We start from the raw sequence: 21,132 nt of genomic DNA, 5'->3' as shown, positions 1-21,132 counted from the left end.
GCTTGTTATGGCCAAATCCACCTTGGCTAGCGTAGTTTGTTGTAGAACTTAACCTTGCGCCAAACGCTCTGCCATTGCCCTACCCAGTGCGCGACACTGCTCGGCTACTTCTGCTGATAGCGCTTGTTTCATTTCAACGGGCGTGCCAACGGGTTCGAAATGCAGGCCGTTTTCGTTCCATTCGCCAATCTTCTGCACGGCTTTGCTGGCCCATCCGTAACTTCCAAACCAGCCGATAAGGTGGTTTTTGATGTCGCGGTTAGCCAGTTCGCTCAGCAAAACGTCCATTTCGTGGTACAGTCCGGTGTTGTATGTGGGTGCTCCCACGATGAGTGCGCGATAGCGGAACACGTCGCGAATGATGTACGAATGATGTGTTTTCGACACGTTATACACCACAATGTTCTTCACACCGGCCTGACTGGCTGCCCTAGCTATAACTTCGGCCATGCGTTCTGTATTGCCGTACATCGTTCCGTAGCAGATAACCAGTCCGTCTTCGGCCTCGTATTTGCTCATGCGGTCGTACATTGCCACCACCTTTTGCAGCTGTTCGTGCCACACAGGTCCGTGTGTAGAGCAGATATAGTATATCTTCTCGTTGGCTAGTTTTTTGAGGGCGTTCTGCACGGGCGTGCCGTATTTGCCCACAATGTTCGAATAATAGCGCACCATCTCCAGCCAGAAGTGTTCGCAATTAATCTCGCTGTCGAGCAATCCGCCGTTAAGTGCGCCGAAACAACCGAATGCGTCGCCCGAAAACAGCATGTTATTAGAAGTGTCTAGCGTCATCATCGTCTCTGGCCAGTGCACCATTGGCGTTAAAAAGAACTTCAACGTGTGCTTACCCAGCGACAGTTGGTCGCCGTTCTTTACTTCGTACTCGCAGCCTTCCATGCCATAGAAACCTTTAAGCAGGTCGAACGACTTCTTGTTTCCCACCACTTGCACGTTGGGATAATACTTCCTCATCAGGGCAAAAGAGCCGCTATGGTCGGGTTCCATGTGGTTTGTAACGATATAGTCGATGGGACGGTCGCCGATAACTTCGCGGATATTCTCGATAAACTGCGCGAAGAAGTCGGCTTCCACCGTGTCGATGAGGCACACTTTTTCGTCTACGATGAGGTACGAGTTGTACGAAACGCCGTTGGGAAGTGGCCATAGGCCTTCAAACTTTTCTTTCTTTCGGTCGTTCACACCCACGTAGTAGATGTCTTTTACTATTTCTATCATATTCTGAGTTTGTGAGTTTATGAGTGTATATGTGTATTTAGTTGACGTGTTAACGGGCTCGTTAGTTAACGAGTTGACAAGTTAACAAGTTGACGAGTTCGTTAGTTAACAAGTTAACGAGTTACCGATACATTTGTCTTATTATGTGGTTGATGAGGCAAAGTAGCAATGCTAATCATCCCCTCTCCCCTTGGAGAGGGGTTGGGGGTGAGGCTTTTTTCACTCTGGTTTCCAACCTTTCGGCACATAGTTATCCGTTCCCTTGCAGCTTTCGGCCGAGAAAGCCAGGGCGTAACTCATTATCTTGTTCCATTGTTCTTTGGTCAATCCGTCGATAAGGCGTTGCCTTGTAACGCCCAATTTCAGCATGCCGAAGATAAATCCGGCGTTGAAATTGTCGCCTGCCCCAATGGTGCTAACGGGCTGTGTGTCGCCAACGGCATAGCTTTCGCAAAAGCCGCCGTCGGCACGTAGCTGCACGGGGTTGGCTCCATCGGTGTAAACAAACCGCTTGCAATAGAAAGAAACCTCGGCAGCGTACACCTTAGCAGGGTCGGACAGGCGATAAAGCACCTCGAAGTCTTCCCTACTTCCGCGCACCACGTCGGCATACTCGTAGTTCTCTAACAAGTTGGGCGTTATGCGCATCACGTCGGTTCGGTGGCCCGAACGGAAGTTCACGTCGTAGTAGATGATGGCCCCGCGGTTGTGCGCATATTCTAGGAACGAAACCACTTGTGGCCGTGTGGCAGGACTAACGGCGTAGTAAGAACCGAACACAACGATGTCGTCGGCCTGCACGTCGGGGTAAGCAAACTCCGGATTGTTCTTCTTATTGTCGCGATAGAACAGGTATTCGGCATCGTTTCGCTCGTTCAGGAAGGCCAACGAGATGGGTGTTTGTCCCTCATCGCACTTCGTTACGTAATCGGCCTGCACGCCATTGTCTTTTAAGAAACTGATAACGTTGGTTCCAACACGGTCGTTTCCTACGGCCGAGATGAATGTTGCGTCGGCTCCCACGCGCCCTAGCGATACGATAGTGTTGAAAACCGACCCCCCAGGCAAGGCTCCTATGGGCTGTTCGTGCTTGAAAACGATGTCTAACACCGTTTCACCTACTCCGATTACTTTCCGCATAACGCTGTGATAAATGTTCTTTTTTAGGGTTGATATTTAAACAATATGCAAATATCCGAATTTTTAATCAGACGACAAAACAATTGTGTAAGTTTTTGATTGGGCATGTGGGATGGCGCTAAAAATGGGTAAGTGGTTTGCATAACGCCAAGGGTTGGGGTGGGGCAATGCCGTTTGTTAGGGGGCATGGCTTTGTATTTGGGTATGCGTGTTTTGGCGTATAAGTTGCTTGTGCTGTTTATGGGCATTGTTTGCCGCATCCTAATTAGATTGGAGTTGGCAGCTAATGCGCATGTTTTTTCGTACCTTTGCATCAGCAACAGGTACGTCGAGTATGGCGTTTAAAAGGGAAACGGGTGAAAAACCCGTACAGTCCGGCTGCTGTGAGTTGCCCTTGGCGGCGTAAACACTAGGTCACTGAACACGGTGTTTGGGAAGACGTTTACTGCCTGGCAACAAGTCAGAATACCTGCCGTTGCACGCGTTCGTGTGGCCTCTTGGGTTAGGTTCGGCGCATTCGGCACGCTTTCGCTGGCGTGCTTTGTAGCATTTCATTTCGTTAAATCATGTCTTTTCACTTTGTATCAGATTAAAAGCCCTCTGTGCTTTCGCTGTGCGTGCAGCGCAAACAACATGTAAATCAACATTAACATCACAATAATTATGAAGCAAAAACAACTTTTCATGGTTCTTTGCGCCCTCTTTCTTTATGCCTTTTCGCCCCTTGTGGCTACGGCACAAAACAGAGAAGTGCGCATGGAACTTACGCCCAAATCCATTGATGTGGATGAAACGCCAATTGACTTTTACGACGACGGCGGACCAAATGGGCAGACTTCGCCCGAATTTAAGGACGGAAAAACAAGCAGCGTAACCTTTATTCCCAAGGTTACGGACAAGAAAGTGCAAGTAGATTTCAAGCTGGTAGACATCTTCGAAGGTAGCATGTACAAGCAGTTTATCCGCGTTTACGATGGCACGGAGGTACGCGACGACCAACTTCTGGCCACCATAGCCAAGGGCACTACGCCCATTGTGAAAGCCACCAACCCGCAAGGCGCACTCACAGTAGAGTTTGGTAGCACCACGGCCTTCCGCTCCAATGGGTTTAAAGCCGTGGTAAGTCTTTTCACTCCTCAACCGATGCGCTTTCGCGATGTAACCATTTCGCCCATGAAAGATGCCTCGCTGACCGCTGGCGACAAGGCTCAACCGCTGTTGGGCTTTAATGTTCGTACAGAAAACACCGAACCTGCACTCACCCTTAACGGCTTAACGCTCAAAGCTAGCGGACCGATAGCTGCCATTCAGCTATATCAAAGCACATCGGCCACCGACTTTTCAACCGCCCATCGCATAGCCGATGGCATCGTGCAAAACGGCGAAGTGGTGCTAAACATAGCCGCCAAGCCTGCACTTCGTTCGGGCGACAACTTCTTTTGGTTGGGTTGCGACGTGGCAGACGAGGCCGAAAACCATAACACGCTTGCCCTTTCGCTCGCTCAACTGGCGCTTTCCGATGGTCAACATGCCCTCCCCGCACCACTGCCAACAGGCGAACGGGCGGTAGAAAACATGGTTTACGCACTCGAAGGAACGCATCAAAAGCGCGTAAATGGCGGGTTGACGTTTCAGTCTAAAACCAATTCGTACAACGATTACTACGAAGGGGGCTCGCGCGACCGCATTACCACCTTCACTCCACTGCACGCTGGGCATGTGGTTCAGATAGATTTTTCCAAGTTCGATATTGTGTATTCGTCACGTACCGACGTCGGTGTGCGTGCCAAATTCATTGTGTACGAAGGCATAGGAACGAAAGGGCGCAAGCTTTGGGAACTTACTTCGCCCGCCGACAAACAGCGCGGACCCGGCCAAACGCTACGTTCGCAATCGCCCGATGGTGCATTAACCATCGTGTTCAACCCCAACGACAGCTACTATGCGGCCAAAGGTTTCGTAGCCAAAGTAAGCGAATACATCCCCAAAGCCATGTCGTTGGCTAGCGTAGACGTGCGCCAAGCATCTACGGCAGCTGTTTCGCCGGGTGCTACACGTCAGTCCTTGCTGCTGATTAACCTGCATACCGAGGGCAATTTGCAGCCCATAACGCTGAACAGCCTGCAACTTAACCTCAAACAATCGTTGCCTGCAATGGCTGGTTTGCAGCTTTTTGCACAACCTAAGAACACGCCCGATGCCGCTCCTAGCGGCAATCCCATGGCTACCATCGCGCAAGCCGCCCTTAGTCAGCAACAAACCATGACCCTATCTACTCCCCTTGCCCTTACCGAAGGCGACAACTGGCTGCTGCTTTGCGCCGATGTGGCCAACGATGCACAAGCAGGAAAGCTACTGGATGCGGCCTTGATGAAGGTTGAAACCTCGCTAGGCGAAACCGCCGTGCAACAAGGTGACCCCGATGGAGCGCGCCGTGTGGAATACGAACGCGCACTAGTAAAGGGCGATAACGGCCGTGTTGAGGTGGCCGACAACACCACATTGACACTATACGACGACGGAGGAAAAGACAAAAGTGAAAGTAAAGCCTTCGACGGACATATTACTTTCGTACCCAAAACCGTAGGAAGGCTCATCGCCATAAAGCCGATAACATGGAAGGTAGCTGCTGCCGACAGGCTGGAAGTGTACTTCGGAACGGAGAAAAAAGACAAACCCGACCTCTCGTTCAGCCGCAACGACCATTTCGACAAGCTGCTTTCCACCTCTGCCGATGGTGCCATAACCCTGCGTTATACCACGGGCAAGTATGTTGCAGCCGAGGGTTTCGCCCTCGAAGTGTCGGCCATTACGCCGCAAAAGCTTGCTGTTAGCGAGGTGCAAACCCACGCCATCGCCCCCGAAAAGGCATTTAAGGGACAAACAGATGTGCCTTTGCTGCACGTTGTTGTCAGCGTTAAGGGCGACAATGGCCAGCTCTCCATCACCCAAATGCAAGCCCAAATGCAAGGCGATGCCCCCATACATATATATAAGGTGTATGCAACTGGGCAAGACAATGCCTTTGCCACCACGCAAACATTCGCTACCAACACCCGCAACAACGGCATCTTCGATGGCACTTACACCATCGAAAAAGAGGGCGAATACCATTTTTGGCTCGCGGCCGATGTGGAAAGCGAGGCGCAAGTAGGGCAAACGCTCACCGCATCGCTCACCAATATAACCGCCAACAATGCCCAAGTTACGCCACAAACCGCTGAAACAGCCAACACCATCGTTGCACAAGGCATCAGCGGAACGCTTAACGTAGGCCCAAACGCCACCTACAAAACCATCCAAGCAGCCGTAGATGCGTTGAGAGATGGGGTAGACGGCCCCGTTACCATCAGCATCGAAAGCGGTAAGTACAACGAGCGCGTCCTCATTCCGCACATACCTGGCCTGTCGCCTGCCAATACACTCACCATCAAAGCGGCCTCTGGCAAGCGCGGCGACGTGCATATCTTCCACGATAAGTTCGAAAAAGGCGGTTACGACCCCGACCAAATGGCCAAAGAGTACGGCGTGGTAACTTTCGACGGAGCCGATTATACCACCTTGCAAGCACTCGAAATAAGCACCGAAGACCTTACTTATCCTGGTGTGATACACCTGCGCAACGAAAGCCGACACGTAACGATAGACAGCTGTTACGTGCATGCGCCCCAATCAACCAACATACAACAGAAGGTAACGCTGCTCAACATGTACGCCAAAAGTCAGGCCAACGCCAACAACGACCATCTAACGCTGCGGCGTTCGCTACTCGAAGGCGGTTATATGGGCGTGCGTTTGGGCGGCACAGGCACCGTGGCACTGCCCAAAGAAGTGGGTGGGCGCATCCTCAACAACGTCTTCCGCAACCAAGAATCGAAGGCCATATACGTGGCACGCGAGGCAGATGCCCACATCGAAGGCAACATTGTAGAGAACGAAACCTCCGACCATAACGACTTTAACGCCGTAGACATCGATGCCTCGGGCGATGTTCGCCTTGCCCGTAACCGCATCAACCTGTCCACAAAAGCCTATTGCACGGCCATTTACGTGCGCAACATGTCGGGTTTGCCCACTTCGCAGGCGCAGATAGTCAACAATGTGGTGATGGTTAGCCACGGCACAACGCCCCCAAGTCGCAATGTCTCTAAGGCCTTAACCTTGAAAGGCGACCTGGCCAACCTGTTAGTGGCCCACAACAGCCTTTGCGTTGCAGGCAACGAGAAAGACATTACGGTGAGCATACTCGGCAAAATGGCCGACAACGTACGCCTAACCAACAACCTTTTTACCAACATGGGTAAGGGTGCCGTTTACCAATGCGCACGCCAAGAAAACCTGGCCAGCCTGCGTTTAGACCACAACAACCTTTACACCAACGGCACATCGCTAGCCGATGTGCGCACACCCGTAGCCACACTTTCGGCATGGATGGCTCTTTCGGGCGAGCGATATGCCTATAATAATAAGGTGGAGTTTGCATCCGACGTATTGTTGCAACCCCTTTCCGAACCCGAATTGCGCCACGCCACGCCCCTTGCCGTGGTGTCGACCGACATACTTGGGCAGCCGCGCAACACATCAACGCCCCTCATTGGTGCTTACGAACGTGCTTGGCAGTCGCCTTCTACGGCCATCGTTGCACCTTCGGCATCGGCCAATGGCATCCAACTAAGTGCACACAAGGGCGTGTTGAGCCTTTCGTCACTGCCCAATCAGGCCGTTGTCGAGGTGTTCTCAACGAGCGGTATGTTGCTTTCGCGCCACGTTTTGCCTGCCAACACCGACAGTTTGCAAGTAACGGACTTGCCCCAAGGCGTGTTGGTGGTTCGCGTAACGTGGAACAACGGCAAGTGGAGCAAGGCCATAAGGCTGTAAAGATGTGCGATGAGGGAACTGAACTGAACGGTTAACACCGCCAAAAGATTTCAATATTAGGGCAGGGTAGGGGACTTAGGTTGCCTACCCTGCTTGCGTTATACAGGGCTTTAACCCAAGTTTGGGGTTTAGTCATCCGTTAAAAACAGCCTAAGTGCTGCCAGTATTCAGGATTTAATCTTTACCTTTGCAAACAACATACATACAAATTAAGGATAACAAAGACAAGAATATGATTAGAGAAACATGGAAGGGGCATCGGCCCTACAATGAGAGAATAGGCAAAATGCTATCCTCTTTATTTGCATCATTATTTCATCAAAGCCCTGAAAAAGTGGCATACGCAAGGCTGTTTACTTATGTGCTTTTGGGTTTCATCGTCTCAATTCCTGTACAAGCGCAGATGCTTTTCACGGAAAACCTAACGATGAACATCGACAGTGCAAAGACTATACAAGGTTCGTTGCAGCCCGTTCTAGACTTCAAGACAGAGAAAGAGAACGTGCTTACCTTTAAGAACACGGCCAACCTTAACTTACTTATTGGCAAAAACCGCGTGGTGAACCTCATCAACAAGCTGGAATTTTCTGCTTATGGAAAGAAAGTTACCGTGAGTGGAGGTCATGTACATGCAGAGTTTCGTTACTTGCTTGCCCATGCCTTTGAGGTTTACCCTTACACCGAGTCGCAATGGGCAGGCAGTAGAGGTATGAATTTTAAGGTTTCTGCTGGCTTGCAGACGCGCTACCGACTGGTAAATACCGACCATTTCCTTATGTTTGCCACAGCAGGATTTTTCTATGAGTTCGAAAAATGGGAATATCCCGACCCGCCAGTTGGCACACCGCTCCATGCTTATAGTCGCTATATAAAGAGTCATTTGTCGCTTAGTTTCAAGCATACGATAGGAGAACATTGGGAGTTTATCGCCACGGGCATTCACCAAGCCCGACCGGACAGTTACCATAAGAGTGCTCGGTTTGGCGGTGCAGTAGACCTTGCCTACCACGTAACGCCCAGTGTAGGCTTTCGTGGCACTTATCGCATAATCTACGATACGGCGCCCATTGTGCCTATTCGCAAAGACTACAACGTTGTTGAGGCCGGTATCGACATTTCTTTCTAAGGAAAAGATTGTTGTTGGCAGAGTAAATGGAGCAGGGTAGGGGGCTTAGGTCGCCTGCCCTGCTTGCGTTATTTATGGGGTTGAGTTTATAAGTATGTGAGTTTATAAGTTTTTGAGTTGGTGAGTTTTTGTTTGAAGTTGTGAGTTTATAAGTTATTTAGGTTGTTAGTTTTTGAGTTCATGTGGTGAGCATCAATGTAGAACATTTCAATATGTATCTGGTTTCCTATTAAGAGATTTGCCTTGTAACGACATCATCAAAGTGTAGGTTTGCCCAGTCTATAAGGGAACTGATGGCAGGCATGAGCGACTTGCCCGTGTCTGTGAGGGAGTATTCCACACGTGGCGGAACGACAGGGTAAACCTCGCGATGTATTAAGTTATATTGTTCCAAATTCTTCAACGTTGAAGAAAGCATTTTCTGCGAGCAATCGGTCATGTGCTTATGCAACTCGCTAAAACGTAACACGCCAGTCTCACTGTTATGAAGCGAATAGAGGACAAGCATCGACCATTTGTCTCCAAAGCGGCTGATAACTTGTCGGATTGGGCAGGCTAAATAAGCAGGGTCAACATTTTTGTTTGTCATTGCTTCAATGTTTTTATTAAACAAAGGTATGAAAAGAATGCTAGTTACGTATTCTTCACAACTTAATATTTGTTAATGCCGTTTTCAGGAAGTTTCCATATATTGCTATTTCCTACTTTTTGGTAAGTATATCACCATTTTGTGCCTTCTTGTAAGCAGTGATTGTTTGTGCTAACTTTGCATCGTCAAAAGTAACAGCAAACAATAATTTAAAATATAAATGACAATGGAAAAGAAAACATTTATTGCAGAGAACGAGAATGTTCAGAAGGTAGTAGCACTCCTTAAAGCAATCGAAACTGGCGACACGGTTGCTGTGGGATATGTAAATGCAGATAACTACACACAACATAACTTGACCGTGGGCGATGGTCTGGCAGGTTTCGGAGCAGCTTTGGCAGGGTTGGCAGACTACCCGGAGAAGGCAAGGGTGAATACAGTACGTGCCTTTGGTGATGGTGACTTTGTTGTTGCTCAGACTGATTACAACTTCTATGGTCCAAAAGCAGGTTTTGACATCTTCCGTTTTGAAGATGGAAAGATTGTGGAACATTGGGACAACCTCATGCCTTATGATGGTAGCAAGAATCCCTCTGGTCATACTCCATTTGATGGGACGACAGAATTTGCAGACTTCGATAAGACAGAAGAGAACAAGGCTTTGGTGAAGAACTTTGTCATTGACGTACTGAAAGGTGAGCACCCAGAGCGTCTGGCTTCTTATTTCAACGGGAACAGCTACATCCAGCACAATATATCTATTGCAGACGGACTGGACGGACTTGGCAGTGCATTGGAAACATTGGCAAAGCAGAACATCAAGATGGAGTATTTCAGGTTGCACAAGGTTCTTGGTTGCGGTAATTTCGTTCTTGCTGTCAGTGAGGGAGCATTTGCAGGTAAGCCCACTAGCTATTATGATTTGTTCCGTGTGGAGGATGGAAAGATAGCCGAACATTGGGATGTAATGGAAACCATTGCGCCTGAAAGCGAATGGAAGCATCAGAATGGAAAGTTTAATGGACTGAATTAAGCTACGCCATGCAAATAGCACTCCACTTTTTAAGTCTGCATAAGGAAGTTGCCCTCGCCACGAGCGAGGGCAACCTGCCCAAAATACGTATCTTTCAGATTATGCGGCAAGAAACAACTACGCTTTACTTTGCCACATCATCGCAAAAAGCCGTTTACCAACAGTTGAAACAGAATCCGCACATAGAGATTCTCGCCATGCACGGACAGGTTTCGGTGCGTTGCGCAGGGAAAGCCAATTTCAATGTAGACGATGAATGTAAGCGTTGGATTTACGAGCATAATCCTGTTCTGCAGCGGCTTTACAGCGGTTACGACAAACTGGCTTACTTCTCTTTCAATATAGAGGAAATGGATTATTATGACCTTCGACCTACTCCTCCGGTCTTCCGTCATTTCAATCTTTTGGAAGGAACAGAAGGTGCAGGATTTGTTGGAGAGCGGTTTACAAAGAAATAAAACATAAATGGATAGACTAGAGAATATAGACCATGCACTTAAAATACTATTGAAGGAGACGGGAGAACAAATAGATATTCCGAGAACCCTTCCACTTAAACAACAGCTGATGAGGGCTTTGATGAACGTATGGCAACCGTCTTTGCCATCCAGCGAATTGCTCCATGCGCAAGACGAAGAGCTAAGCAGGCAGCGTGAAGAGAAAGGAATCGTTGAAATAGCTGAGGAAGGCATACAACTATGGAAAGGGGATATAACCCAACTCAAAGTAGATGCCATCGTCAATGCAGCAAACAGTCAGATGCTTGGCTGTTTCATTCCTCTTCATTCATGTATTGACAATGCCATTCACTCTGCTGCCGGCATACAATTGCGCTGTGCCTGTAATGAGATGATGCAGGCGCAGGGACATGAAGAACCTACCGGACAGGCCAAGATAACGCCAGGCTTTAATCTCCCCGCACGGTATGTCATTCACACCGTTGGTCCGATTATTCCCAATGGTATACCAACAAAAGAACAAGAGGAACAGCTCGCCTCCTGCTATCGTTCCTGTCTTCGGATAGCCGAAGAGCATGGATTGAAGAGTATTGCTTTCTGCTGTATTTCAACGGGAGTATTTCGTTTTCCACAGAAATTGGCAGCGGAGATAGCCGTAAAAACCATAAAGAAATTTTCAAGGAAACACATAAAGACTATCGTATTCAACGTTTTCACCGATACTGATTATGACATTTACCAACAGCTTATCTGAAAGAATAGCCCATGTAGGCAGGCTTATTGCCGATGCTGATTATATATTGATTGGAGCAGGGGCAGGCCTGTCGGCTGCGGCTGGATTGGATTACGCCGGAAAGGAATTTGAAAGGGAATTTCAACCTTGGATAGACCAATATGGCATCACTGATCTTTATTCCTCATCCTTTTATCCGTTCAAGACCGAAGAAGAACGATGGGCATATTGGGCAAAGCACATCTGGTTCTCCCGTTTTCGTACGGGTGGAACGGAACTCTATCATAACATTCTGCAACTTATCAAGGGAAAAGAGTATTTCGTTATAACAACAAATGTTGATGCACAGTTTGAAAAATCTGAATTTGCAAAGGAAAAGATATTTGCGACACAAGGAGACTATGCCTATTTGCAGGCAAGAAACGGAAGTACGAAGACGCTTGTCTATAATGAATCTTGGGTAAAGCAGGCCTTAGCAGCAACCATAGACTGTAAAGTTCCCACAGAACTGATCCCTCATCACCCTCTTACAGGAGAGCTGATGAGTCCCAACCTGCGCTGTGATGATACTTTTGTCGAGGATGAACGATGGCACCGCCAAAATGAAGCATATCATGAGTTTGTAGGAAAGGCATGGGAACATAAACTTCTTTTACTTGAGTTTGGTGTCGGTTTCAACACGCCATCCATCATTCGTTTCCCCTTTGAGCAAATGGCTGCAAGTAATTCAAATATCTCACTCGTGCGCTTTAACCGCGACTATCCGCAATTGATGCAGGAGAATGTATTTAACTTCACCTGCTTTACAGAAGAACTGGGTGTTGTGGTAAAACGCTTATTCAATCTAAGAAGTATGTAGTTGGGTGTAGTAATGAAAGGTGAATAGGAAACGATGGAACCAACCTAAAATAGTTGACAAGCGGCCTAACGAGCGATTAGGGTTTAGTGCATGCCCCGCAACTGCTCGCGCTGATAGTAGTAAGCGTACGTGCATTGCGTGCTGTTGCCTATGCACGTGCACGCGGTAAAATTGTTTTTGTCTAGTTTATAGTAAGAAATTTAACATTATGAGTGCCCTTTCTGTTCACCAATCGTTATCTTGCGCAAAAAATCGATTCTCGCGAGGGTTTGTTTTGGTGCAAAAAGGGATTAGTACACCGATAAGCAAGAATGAATATTTATTACCAATAACCGTTGTTTGCACCCTATTTTGGGTCATTTGCAGCAAAATGCAGTGCAATATGCACCAAAATACACTGCGTTTTGGTGCTAAACACAAGGTAAAATGCCGCTAAACGCACTGCGTTTTGGTGCAAAACGCAGGGTAAAATGGTGCTAAATGCGGTGCGTTTTGCTGCTAAATGCAAGGCGAAAAGCATAAATATCCACCGCAATAGTATAAATATAATTCTTTTGCGCCATGAAAAACAGGGCCAAAAGGGGCAAAATGGGCATCAAAAAGTGGGTTTTTGGGGGTAAAAAGCGGGTAATTGGTAGTGGAAAAATTGCGAGTTGGCGACCAACTAGAAAGGCTAAATGGTGCAAAATACAGGTTATATGCCTAAAAATGGACAAAGCACAAGGCGAAAAAGAGTAGAAAATGTGGCCATTTACCTACTTTTTGACCTATTTTTTTGCTAGAACGGAGTGAAAATTAGAGGGGCTTTGTAAAAATAAAAATAATAATTTAAGCTTTTGAGTTGATGGGGTTTTAAGTTGGTGAGGTTGTGAGTTGAATGTGGTTTTGAGCTTTTAAGTTGATAAGTTTTAAATTGGTGAGGTTGTGAGCTGATAAGGTTGTGCGTTGATAAGTTTTTAAGTTGGTAAGTTAGGTGAGATTGTGAGCTTAATGAGGTTGTGAGTTGATAAGTTTTTAAGTTGGTGAGGTTGGCAAGTTTTTAAGTTGGTGAGTTGACGAATTAGTGAGTAGTTGGGTTTTCGTGAGTTTACAAGCCAGTGAGTTGGTTTGTGCTATACTTCGTCTACGCCAGTAGGGTTTATCTTGTGTTGGCATCACCAAGACAACGAACTTCTCTTACTTTATGGCCATATTAAAAGTAAAGCCGAATTTCTTGCCTATATTGAAAAAGGAATGCAATTGAGAGCGTTGGCCGTAAAGCCTTTTGATAATGGCTTAACGGCATAGTTAACTTGCTAAGTGGGTGGTTAAAAGATACTTCGATGCCTTGCATTTGTTGATTATAACCCTTAAACAAATCTTAATTTCGTTGATTTAGTAAACGTAATAAGTTAAAATTTATTACCATTTTTGTTCTTATTTATGATATGTAACCACAAATAAGCATATTTTCGCTATATTTGCGACAGACCTAATAGTGAATAACAAGGAAACTTTATACGGAAATTGCAATCTATACATCAACCATATTAATAAATAACTATGACCCAAAAAGCAAGAAAACTAAGTAAAACCACGCGTGTACCGCTATATGGCGTGCTGGCGTGTGCACTTGCCTATGGCATGCCAACGTATGCCGAAGGTAATGTTGCTGCGAAACCTTACGCATCGCAGGCTGGGCAAAGAGCAGGCACGGTGTTGGTAACGGTTGTAGACCAAAACAACGAACCCGTTGTGGGGGCTAGCGTTGTGGTAATGTCTACTAAGGCCGGGGCAGCAACTGATGTTAACGGCCGATGCTCGGTAGATGCCAAACCAGGCGACAAGTTGCAAGTGTCGTACATCGGTTTCGATACGCAAACGCTCACCGTGGGCAACAACAACAATGTGTTGGTGACCCTGGGAGAGAACAAAGCCATGCTCGACGAGATTGTTGTTGTGGGCTATGGCACGATGCGTAAGAGCGACGTTACGGGCTCTATCGCCGTGGCCAAGGGCGCAGACATGATAAAGGCGCAAAGCTTTGGCGCGCTGGATAACCTTCGCGGTAAGGTGTCGGGCGTTAACATCTTCTCTAATTCGGAGCAGGGAACCACTTCGCCGCGCGTTATCATTCGCGGTATGGCCACCATCAACGCCTCTACCGACCCGCTTTACGTGGTAGACGGGGTGGTGATGAACGACTTTGCCATGATGAACCCCAACGACATTGAGAGCATTGAGGTGCTGAAAGATGCTTCGGCAACGGCTATCTATGGCGCTCGCGGTGCCAATGGCGTTATCATGGTAACAACCAAACGCGGACTTTCGGGCACGGAAGGCACCCGAATGAGCTACCAGGGCTCGGTGAGCATACGCCACATGGCACGAAAGATGGAGGTGATGAACGCCCGCGAATGGTGCGATGCCTTTATGAAAGGACTTGAAAACGAAAACAAATACCAAGGAACCAGCTGGAAATTGGAACGTCCTTACTGGTTTAGCGACCGCAGATACTTTGATGCCAACGGCAATCCGCTATACGATACCGACTGGCAAAAGGAGGCTACACGCACGGCCATTGGGCATAACCACCAGCTGAACATTCAGCAAGGAACGAAAACCTCGTCGATGGGTGCTTTCCTGAATTACAGCGACTACCAAGGAATAATGAAGAATACGTGGACAAAGCGTATAAGCGGTAAGTTGGCTTACGATGCCAATCCCACCAAATGGCTGACCACGGGCATTAATTTGATGGTGAACCACACGTGGGACAGGCATACCGACGAGGGCGGAGGCGGACAAGAGGCACGCCGAACAATGATTGAGATGCTGCCGTGGCTGCCTGTAAGGACACCCGATGGCAGCTATACCACCTCTAATTCGCCCTCTGAGATGGTGGGTAAGTTTGGTTTTGAAGGCATGTCGAACCCTGTAATGATACTTGACATGCAGAAACGCCTGTATTATAACACGCAGGTGTTTGGTAACGCTGCATTTACGTTCCACATTCTGCCAGGGCTTGATTTGAAAACGCAGCTGGGTATCGACTGGCACGCAGAGGAAGGAAGGAGATACGCATCGCGCGAATTGAACAACATTTCGCAAACCGAACAGGGTGTGGCAACCAACGGCCGACACAACAACTTGTATTGGCAAGAAGAAACATACCTTACCTATAACCGCACGCTTAAAGGCTTACATCGCGTGAATGCCATGCTGGGTATGTCGTGGCAAGCGTATGCTTCGAGATACAACTACTCGGAGGCACAAAGCTTTGAGAGCGACTTGTTTGAAGACTTGAACATGGGAACGGGCAAAAATCCGCGCCCGCCAGGCTCTAACTACGACGAGTGGAAGATGAATTCGTACTTCTTACGCTTGGCCTACACCTACAACGACCGCTATTCGGCTACGTTTACTGCACGCTCCGACGGTTCTTCCAAGTTTGGAAAGAACAATAAGTACGCCTTCTTCCCCTCGGCCGGTTTGGCTTGGATTGTGTCGGAAGAAAGCTGGCTGAAAGGCAATCCGTGGCTGAGCAACCTCAAGCTGCACACCAGTTACGGACTAACGGGCAACTCGGAAATCGCAACTTATCGTTCGTTGGCCCGCGTTGGTTCGGGAACGGTGCTGCTCGATGGCAAGCGGGCCGGCGCAGCTTACATCAGTTCGTTGGCCAATCCCGACCTGAAATGGGAAAAAACGGCACAATTTGACGTGGGTTTCGACCTCGGATTGTTCAACAATGCCGTTAACCTAGACTTCTCCTATTATTACAAGCACACCACCGACTTGTTGCTCGATACGCCCATTCCGCATTCTAGCGGCTTTGGAAGTGTATATAAGAACATCGGCGAAGTGAAGAATTCGGGTATCGACTTTATGCTCACAGCCTATCCCGTGCGCACGAAAGACTTTACCTGGACCTCCATTTTGAACTTGAATTACAACAAGAATAAGATACTGAAACTGGGCAAGAACAACGAAGACATCGAAATATTGGAATGGGTTGGCGGCCCCGAAGGTATCTTACGTGTGGGCGAAAGCATGGGTAGCTTTTACGGATACAAGCGACTGGGCGTGTGGACGGAAGAAGATAAAGCGGCAGGACGATGCACAAAAAAGATGGTTGGTAGAGCCAAACGCGAAGAAAAAAAGTCTATTTTGGGTAAGGGAATACCCGATTGGACGGGTAGCTGGACCAACACCCTTAACTATAAAAACTGGGATTTGACGGTTGAAATGCAATTTGTTACGGGCGTTCAGACCATGCAACAATTCTATCACTCGGTGTACGACCGCTTTGGAATAACCAACGGACTGAAAAGCATTCTCTATGATGCTTACAATGGCACCAATCCACGTACCATGCAGCAGATGCTTTACTTGACCAATAGCCCATACGACTCGCAAAGTCATGCAGGACAAGACACGACTGTGGATTCCAGTTGGGTGGTAGACGGCTCTTATCTGCGCTGCAACATGGTGCAACTGGGTTATACCTTTACGCCCGCCACGTTGAAAGCGTTGGGGCTTAACGCACTGCGCCTGTACCTAAGTGGCAATAACCTCTTCTTACTTTGCTCAAAAGACTTCAAGGGTTACGACCCCGAAATGACGTCGCAGGGCAGCAAGTTCGGTCAAAACATGGCTTTCTTCTCTCTTCCCCGTTCAAGAGTATTCACTCTGGGTGTTAATGTAACGTTTTAAATGAACCTAAACAACAGACACGAAATGAACAAAATAATGATTTTTGCAGCCTGCGCATGCTTGGCATTGGCTTCGTGTAACGACTTCTTGGAGGAAAGACCCAAGTCGCTCCTTAGCTCGCGCGACTTCAATAAGACCGAAGCTCAAATTCGTTCTAACATCAATGGACTATATCGTAGGGGGGCAGTAACTGCCCATTCGTCGGTCGCTAGCGCTTATTTCGGTTCGGCCATGACCATTCCTGGTATGCTTACGGGCTATTTTAGCAACTCGTACGAAGGTCAAGAGCGCGTTTGTGCGTATGCAAGAACGCTTACGAGGCAGGAACAAACCAACAATGTATCGGGTTTTGTGGATGGTATTTGGGGTAGTTGCTATGGAGCCATCAACGTTGCTAACGTTGCTTTGAAGGCCATGCCCGAAGTACCTATGAGCGATGAGGCACGAAAAGTGTTGTTGGGCGAGGCTAAATTCTTCCGCGCCTTCAACTATTTCATGCTGGTAAAGTGGTTCGGAGACGTGCCAATGCCCACTCAACCCTCTGAGAACGTTACCGATTTGGAAAAGCCACGCACGCCTGTGGCCGACATCTACACGCTTATCGAACAGGATTTGACGGAAGCCGTGGCCGCACTTCCCGACCAAACATGGCAGAATAATGGGCATCGCATAAGCAAATACGTGGCTTTGCAGGCACTTACGGCGGTGTATATGCAGCAAGGTAAGTATCAACAGGCAAGCGAAACGGCCAAACAGATTATCAGTTCGGGTAAATACTCGCTCACAGAAAATGAAGATAAGGCCCTGAAAAGCGCCTATAACAAGCTGAGAACCATAGACGACCTGCCCGAAGTGCTTTACGCCGTGGAGTACGATGCTGACATATCGACCACCAGTTGGCGACCAACCTACGCCTTTTCTTCGTCGGCTATAAATGTATTTAAGAGTTATAACATCTTTGAACGCGTGTATGGGCCCAACGCTCGCTATCTGAACATCTACACGGCAGACGACTTGCGCGGACAAGAACAGCAGTTTTTCGCCACAACGTATAAGAACCCGAACAACGATTCGGTATGGACTGCGCCCAGTGCAGATGCGCGTGGGTGCTGGTATTACTTTGATGAGGAGGCTGTTCTTAAAACAGGGCGCGGCACGAAGGACTGGAACATCTACCGTTATGCCGAAACGCTGCTCGATGCAGCCGAGAGTTTGGTGCAGAGCGGCGGGGCTGTTACAGCTGAGGCTGCTGGATATTTGGCGATGGTTCAGGCTAGGGCACTGGGTAAGACGCAGGCAGAACTCACCACAGAACTGTCGGCTTTGTCGAAAGAAGCATTTATTGAGGCTTGTTGGACGGAGCGTTTGCGCGAGTTCCCATTGGAATATAAAATATGGGATGATTGTTTGCGCACGAAGAAATTCCCAGATGTGTCGGCCACCGAGCTAGGAAAGGTAACCTATGTGGACCTCGTTGGAGCCACAAATGGTTCGGGTGCGGTGATTAAATCGTCAGATTTGCTGTGGCCGCTATCGCTTAACGAGATGCAACGCAACCCGCAATTGCGTCCGCAAAACGAGGGTTACGCCGGCAAATAGGGCCTCAATGGGGTCTGGTATAATCGTATAACCTCATCGTATTTTATAGACATCGCCACATAATCTGCGGCTGGGAGGGGGTGTATCACCCACAGGTATTGCCACTCCAAGGGTGTGGTAATGATTGTATATCATGTATCTACCGATACAATACTTGTGTTGTATGGCCACTCCAAGGGTGTTATGATGATTGCATATCGTTCTTATACTCACTCTCCCAACCGCTGATGATGTGGCGATGTCTTTATGTTGTGTGCAGAAGAATAAGCCATTCTGGCTTGTTGGAAATGTTTGATAACCAGCTTATCGAACTGGTTTGTCGGGCGATTTGGCAAAATCGGTTGGGAAATTTGATTAGTCAATCTGGGCGATTTGGACAATTCTGTTGGGTAATTTGATTAATCCATTTGAACGATTTGGCTGGTTCGGTCGGGTAATTTGATTAATCAGCACCGACAAATCAAGTTCAATCTCTGTGACCAGTTCATCCGTTGCCGCTTTTACTTGTCAATCTTTTCCCATATATATTCCACAATTATGCAATGCCCGACGCCTTATATATAGGCATTAAAATAATATCATAAAGGGATGATAGGCAACAAGCCGCTTACTATCTGCAATAAATTGCGGTTCATTGCTTAATCTCTGCAACGCAATGAAAGGCATAGCTTACTTTCTAACACTGCAAAACACGCTGACGACAAAATGATTTAATAAAATTCATGCTCAAAAATTTGTAACTATCTTTTATTTGTTTTACTTTTGCCACAATTCTAATTATAAACAATCTATAAGTGCTAATATTATGTCCGAAGAATTGGAAGTGAAAGAATTGGACCAAGTTGTGGTTCGTTTCTCAGGGGACTCGGGTGACGGAATGCAATTGGCGGGGAACATCTTCTCGACCATCTCTGCAACCGTTGGTAATGACATCTCAACCTTTCCGGATTACCCGGCAGACATTCGTGCACCGCAAGGCTCGCTTAACGGCGTGTCGGGTTATCAGGTACACATCGGAGAAGACAAGGTGCTTACGCCCGGCGACTTCTGCGATGTGCTTGTTGCGATGAACGCCGCCGCCCTGAAAACGCAGTACAAGTACGCCCGTCCGCAGGCTACAATCATCATCGATACCGATAGCTTTGGCCCGAAAGACCTTAAAAAAGCTGAGTTTAAAACCGACGACTACCTCACCGAACTAGGCATAGATGCCGATTGCGTGGTGGCTTGCCCCATCACCACGATGGTGAAAGAGTGCCTTAAAGACACGGGTATGGACAATAAGTCGATGTTGAAGTGCCGAAACATGTTTGCATTGGGCATCGTATGCTGGCTTTTCAACCGCGATATGGAGCTGGCCTTCGACTTCTTGCGTAAGAAATTCCACAAGAAACCGCATGTGGCCGAAAGCAATATCAAGGTGGTGATGGCCGGATACGACTACGGACACAACACGCACGCATCGGTTCCGGCTACCTATCGCATCGAGTCGAAGGTGAAAACGAAGGGACGTTACATGGACATAACAGGCAATAAGGCCACGGCTTACGGACTTATCGCCGCGGCAGAAAAGGCTGGTTTGCAACTGTTCTTAGGCTCTTATCCCATCACACCCGCAACAGACATCCTGCACGAACTAGCCAAACACAAGAGCTTGGGCGTGAAAACGGTGCAATGCGAAGACGAAATAGCAGGCTGTGCAAGCGCCATCGGCGCGTCGTTTGCTGGTGCGCTGGCCGCCACATCAACCTCAGGTCCTGGCATCTGCCTGAAAAGCGAGGCCATCAACTTGGCTGTTATCGACGAAATTCCACTTGTAGTAATAGACGTACAGCGCGGCGGACCATCTACTGGACTGCCAACGAAGAGCGAACAAACCGACCTTTTGCAGGCTTTGTACGGCAGAAACGGCGAGTCGCCCATGCCAGTTATCGCCGCAACAAGCCCTACCGACTGTTTCGATTCGGCTTACGTGGCCGCCAAAATAGCTTTGGAATACCTTACACCCGTGATACTTCTCACCGACGGATTTCTCGGAAACGGGTCGGCTGCATGGCAATTGCCCGACATAAACAAGCTACCCGACATCCATCCGCACTTCGCAACCGAAGAAATGCGCGGCAACTACACCCCTTATCGCCGCGATGAGGCAACGCTAGCACGCTATTGGGCCATCCCCGGAACGCCTGGTTACGAACATATTTTAGGCGGATTGGAGAAGGACGGAAAGACAGGTAGCATCTCTACCGAGCCCGAAAACCACAACCTCATGGTGCATTTGCGCGCACAAAAGGTGGCTGGCATTAAGGTGCCCGATGTGCAAGTGCAGGGCGATGAGGATGCCGACTTGCTTATCGTTGGTTTCGGTAGCACCTACGGACACCTTTTCTCGGCGATGAAAGCTTTGCGCAAGCAGGGCAAAAAGGTGGCTTTGGCGCAGTTCAGATACATCAATCCCTTGCCCGCCAACACCGAAGAGGTGCTGCGTAAATACAAAAAGGTGGTTGTGGCCGAACAAAACATGGGTCAGTTTGCCATGTACCTGCGCGGAAAGATAGACGGATTTGTGCCTTACCAGTATAATGAGGTGAAGGGACAACCGCTTGTTGTAACCGAATTGGTTGAGGCGTTCAAGAAGATTATAGAGGAATAAAATGGCGACGAGGAGTTAAGAAGTTAAGGAGTTAAGCCGTATGTTGTGTTGCTAATGGCTGTCGGTTTATAAGCAAGCTGATAGCTGGGGCAAGTCTAACAAGACTGAATAAAAACCCACAAAGCCCACAAAA

At 48.1% G+C, this 21,132-nt stretch carries 12 protein-coding genes and 1 riboswitch; of the genes, 9 read left to right on the top strand and 3 right to left on the bottom strand.

The window, feature by feature from the left end; translation table 11 throughout:
• Positions 1–48: 48 nt before the first annotated feature.
• A complete protein-coding gene (locus tag HMPREF2955_RS10650) occupies positions 49–1,236 on the bottom strand; it encodes an FprA family A-type flavoprotein (RefSeq protein WP_070723413.1) in 1,188 nt (395 codons plus the stop codon).
• A gap of 219 nt (positions 1,237–1,455) precedes the next feature.
• Positions 1,456–2,376: a carbohydrate kinase family protein gene (locus HMPREF2955_RS10645; RefSeq protein WP_070723411.1), complete on the bottom strand. Its 921-nt coding sequence runs from the start codon at positions 2,374–2,376 to the stop codon at positions 1,456–1,458.
• 304 nt (positions 2,377–2,680) lie between these two features.
• A riboswitch (cobalamin riboswitch) is annotated at positions 2,681–2,868 on the top strand.
• 171 nt (positions 2,869–3,039) lie between these two features.
• On the opposite strand from HMPREF2955_RS10645, the gene HMPREF2955_RS10640 reads away from it, so the two are divergent.
• Together HMPREF2955_RS10640 and HMPREF2955_RS10635 are read left to right on the top strand one after the other, a co-directional pair.
• The gene (locus HMPREF2955_RS10640) at positions 3,040–7,254 is read left to right on the top strand and encodes a right-handed parallel beta-helix repeat-containing protein (RefSeq protein WP_070723409.1); all 4,215 of its coding nucleotides are present in this window, start codon (positions 3,040–3,042) and stop codon (positions 7,252–7,254) included.
• 286 nt (positions 7,255–7,540) lie between these two features.
• On the top strand, positions 7,541–8,380 hold the full coding sequence (locus tag HMPREF2955_RS10635) for a hypothetical protein (RefSeq protein WP_070723481.1): 840 nt from the start codon (positions 7,541–7,543) through the stop codon (positions 8,378–8,380).
• A gap of 229 nt (positions 8,381–8,609) precedes the next feature.
• Here HMPREF2955_RS10635 and HMPREF2955_RS10630 read toward each other — a convergent pair whose 3' ends face one another.
• Positions 8,610–8,969, bottom strand: coding sequence for a winged helix-turn-helix transcriptional regulator (locus tag HMPREF2955_RS10630; protein ID WP_070723406.1), 360 nt, complete (start codon positions 8,967–8,969; stop codon positions 8,610–8,612).
• A gap of 226 nt (positions 8,970–9,195) precedes the next feature.
• Between HMPREF2955_RS10630 and HMPREF2955_RS10625 the strand changes: the two genes are divergently transcribed.
• The 7 genes from HMPREF2955_RS10625 to HMPREF2955_RS10595 all read left to right on the top strand — a co-directional run bounded on the left by HMPREF2955_RS10625 (position 9,196) and on the right by HMPREF2955_RS10595 (position 20,999).
• Positions 9,196–10,002 (top strand): nuclear transport factor 2 family protein, encoded by an 807-nt coding sequence (locus tag HMPREF2955_RS10625; RefSeq protein WP_246830124.1) that lies wholly within the window; start codon positions 9,196–9,198, stop codon positions 10,000–10,002.
• Between the two features lie 8 nt (positions 10,003–10,010).
• Positions 10,011–10,460 (top strand): pyridoxamine 5'-phosphate oxidase family protein, encoded by a 450-nt coding sequence (locus HMPREF2955_RS10620; protein WP_006952084.1) that lies wholly within the window; start codon positions 10,011–10,013, stop codon positions 10,458–10,460.
• Positions 10,461–10,467: 7 nt separating this feature from the next.
• Positions 10,468–11,214 (top strand): protein-ADP-ribose hydrolase, encoded by a 747-nt coding sequence (locus tag HMPREF2955_RS10615; RefSeq protein WP_070723403.1) that lies wholly within the window; start codon positions 10,468–10,470, stop codon positions 11,212–11,214.
• On the top strand, positions 11,189–12,052 hold the full coding sequence (locus tag HMPREF2955_RS10610; protein ID WP_070723401.1) for an SIR2 family NAD-dependent protein deacylase: 864 nt from the start codon (positions 11,189–11,191) through the stop codon (positions 12,050–12,052). The genes HMPREF2955_RS10615 and HMPREF2955_RS10610 overlap by 26 nt, the downstream gene beginning before the upstream one ends.
• A 1,542-nt stretch (positions 12,053–13,594) precedes the next feature.
• The gene (locus HMPREF2955_RS10605) at positions 13,595–16,747 is read left to right on the top strand and encodes a SusC/RagA family TonB-linked outer membrane protein (RefSeq protein ID WP_070723398.1); all 3,153 of its coding nucleotides are present in this window, start codon (positions 13,595–13,597) and stop codon (positions 16,745–16,747) included.
• A gap of 24 nt (positions 16,748–16,771) precedes the next feature.
• Complete coding sequence (locus HMPREF2955_RS10600) at positions 16,772–18,346, top strand: RagB/SusD family nutrient uptake outer membrane protein (RefSeq protein ID WP_070723479.1); 1,575 nt, start codon at positions 16,772–16,774, stop codon at positions 18,344–18,346.
• A gap of 805 nt (positions 18,347–19,151) precedes the next feature.
• Positions 19,152–20,999 (top strand): 2-oxoacid:acceptor oxidoreductase subunit alpha, encoded by a 1,848-nt coding sequence (locus HMPREF2955_RS10595; protein ID WP_070723397.1) that lies wholly within the window; start codon positions 19,152–19,154, stop codon positions 20,997–20,999.
• Positions 21,000–21,132: the final 133 nt, after the last annotated feature.

This window comes from Prevotella sp. HMSC073D09, assembly GCF_001814145.1.
GTDB lineage: Bacteria > Bacteroidota > Bacteroidia > Bacteroidales > Bacteroidaceae > Prevotella > Prevotella conceptionensis.
This window is presented reverse-complemented; position numbering and strand designations above follow the sequence as displayed.

What these genes read in the sequence shown, in the direction of transcription:
- HMPREF2955_RS10640 (WP_070723409.1), top strand. Translation starts at nt 3,040, where the DNA reads ATGAAGCAAAAACAACTTTTCATGGTTCTTTGCGCCCTCTTTCTTTAT.
- HMPREF2955_RS10615 (WP_070723403.1), top strand. Translation starts at nt 10,468, where the DNA reads ATGGATAGACTAGAGAATATAGACCATGCACTTAAAATACTATTGAAG.
- HMPREF2955_RS10635 (WP_070723481.1), top strand. Translation starts at nt 7,541, where the DNA reads ATGCTATCCTCTTTATTTGCATCATTATTTCATCAAAGCCCTGAAAAA.
- HMPREF2955_RS10620 (WP_006952084.1), top strand. Translation starts at nt 10,011, where the DNA reads ATGCAAATAGCACTCCACTTTTTAAGTCTGCATAAGGAAGTTGCCCTC.
- HMPREF2955_RS10610 (WP_070723401.1), top strand. Translation starts at nt 11,189, where the DNA reads ATGACATTTACCAACAGCTTATCTGAAAGAATAGCCCATGTAGGCAGG.
- HMPREF2955_RS10605 (WP_070723398.1), top strand. Translation starts at nt 13,595, where the DNA reads ATGACCCAAAAAGCAAGAAAACTAAGTAAAACCACGCGTGTACCGCTA.
- HMPREF2955_RS10630 (WP_070723406.1), bottom strand. Translation starts at nt 8,969, where the DNA reads ATGACAAACAAAAATGTTGACCCTGCTTATTTAGCCTGCCCAATCCGA.
- HMPREF2955_RS10645 (WP_070723411.1), bottom strand. Translation starts at nt 2,376, where the DNA reads ATGCGGAAAGTAATCGGAGTAGGTGAAACGGTGTTAGACATCGTTTTC.
- HMPREF2955_RS10625 (WP_246830124.1), top strand. Translation starts at nt 9,196, where the DNA reads ATGGAAAAGAAAACATTTATTGCAGAGAACGAGAATGTTCAGAAGGTA.
- HMPREF2955_RS10600 (WP_070723479.1), top strand. Translation starts at nt 16,772, where the DNA reads ATGAACAAAATAATGATTTTTGCAGCCTGCGCATGCTTGGCATTGGCT.
- HMPREF2955_RS10595 (WP_070723397.1), top strand. Translation starts at nt 19,152, where the DNA reads ATGTCCGAAGAATTGGAAGTGAAAGAATTGGACCAAGTTGTGGTTCGT.
- HMPREF2955_RS10650 (WP_070723413.1), bottom strand. Translation starts at nt 1,236, where the DNA reads ATGATAGAAATAGTAAAAGACATCTACTACGTGGGTGTGAACGACCGA.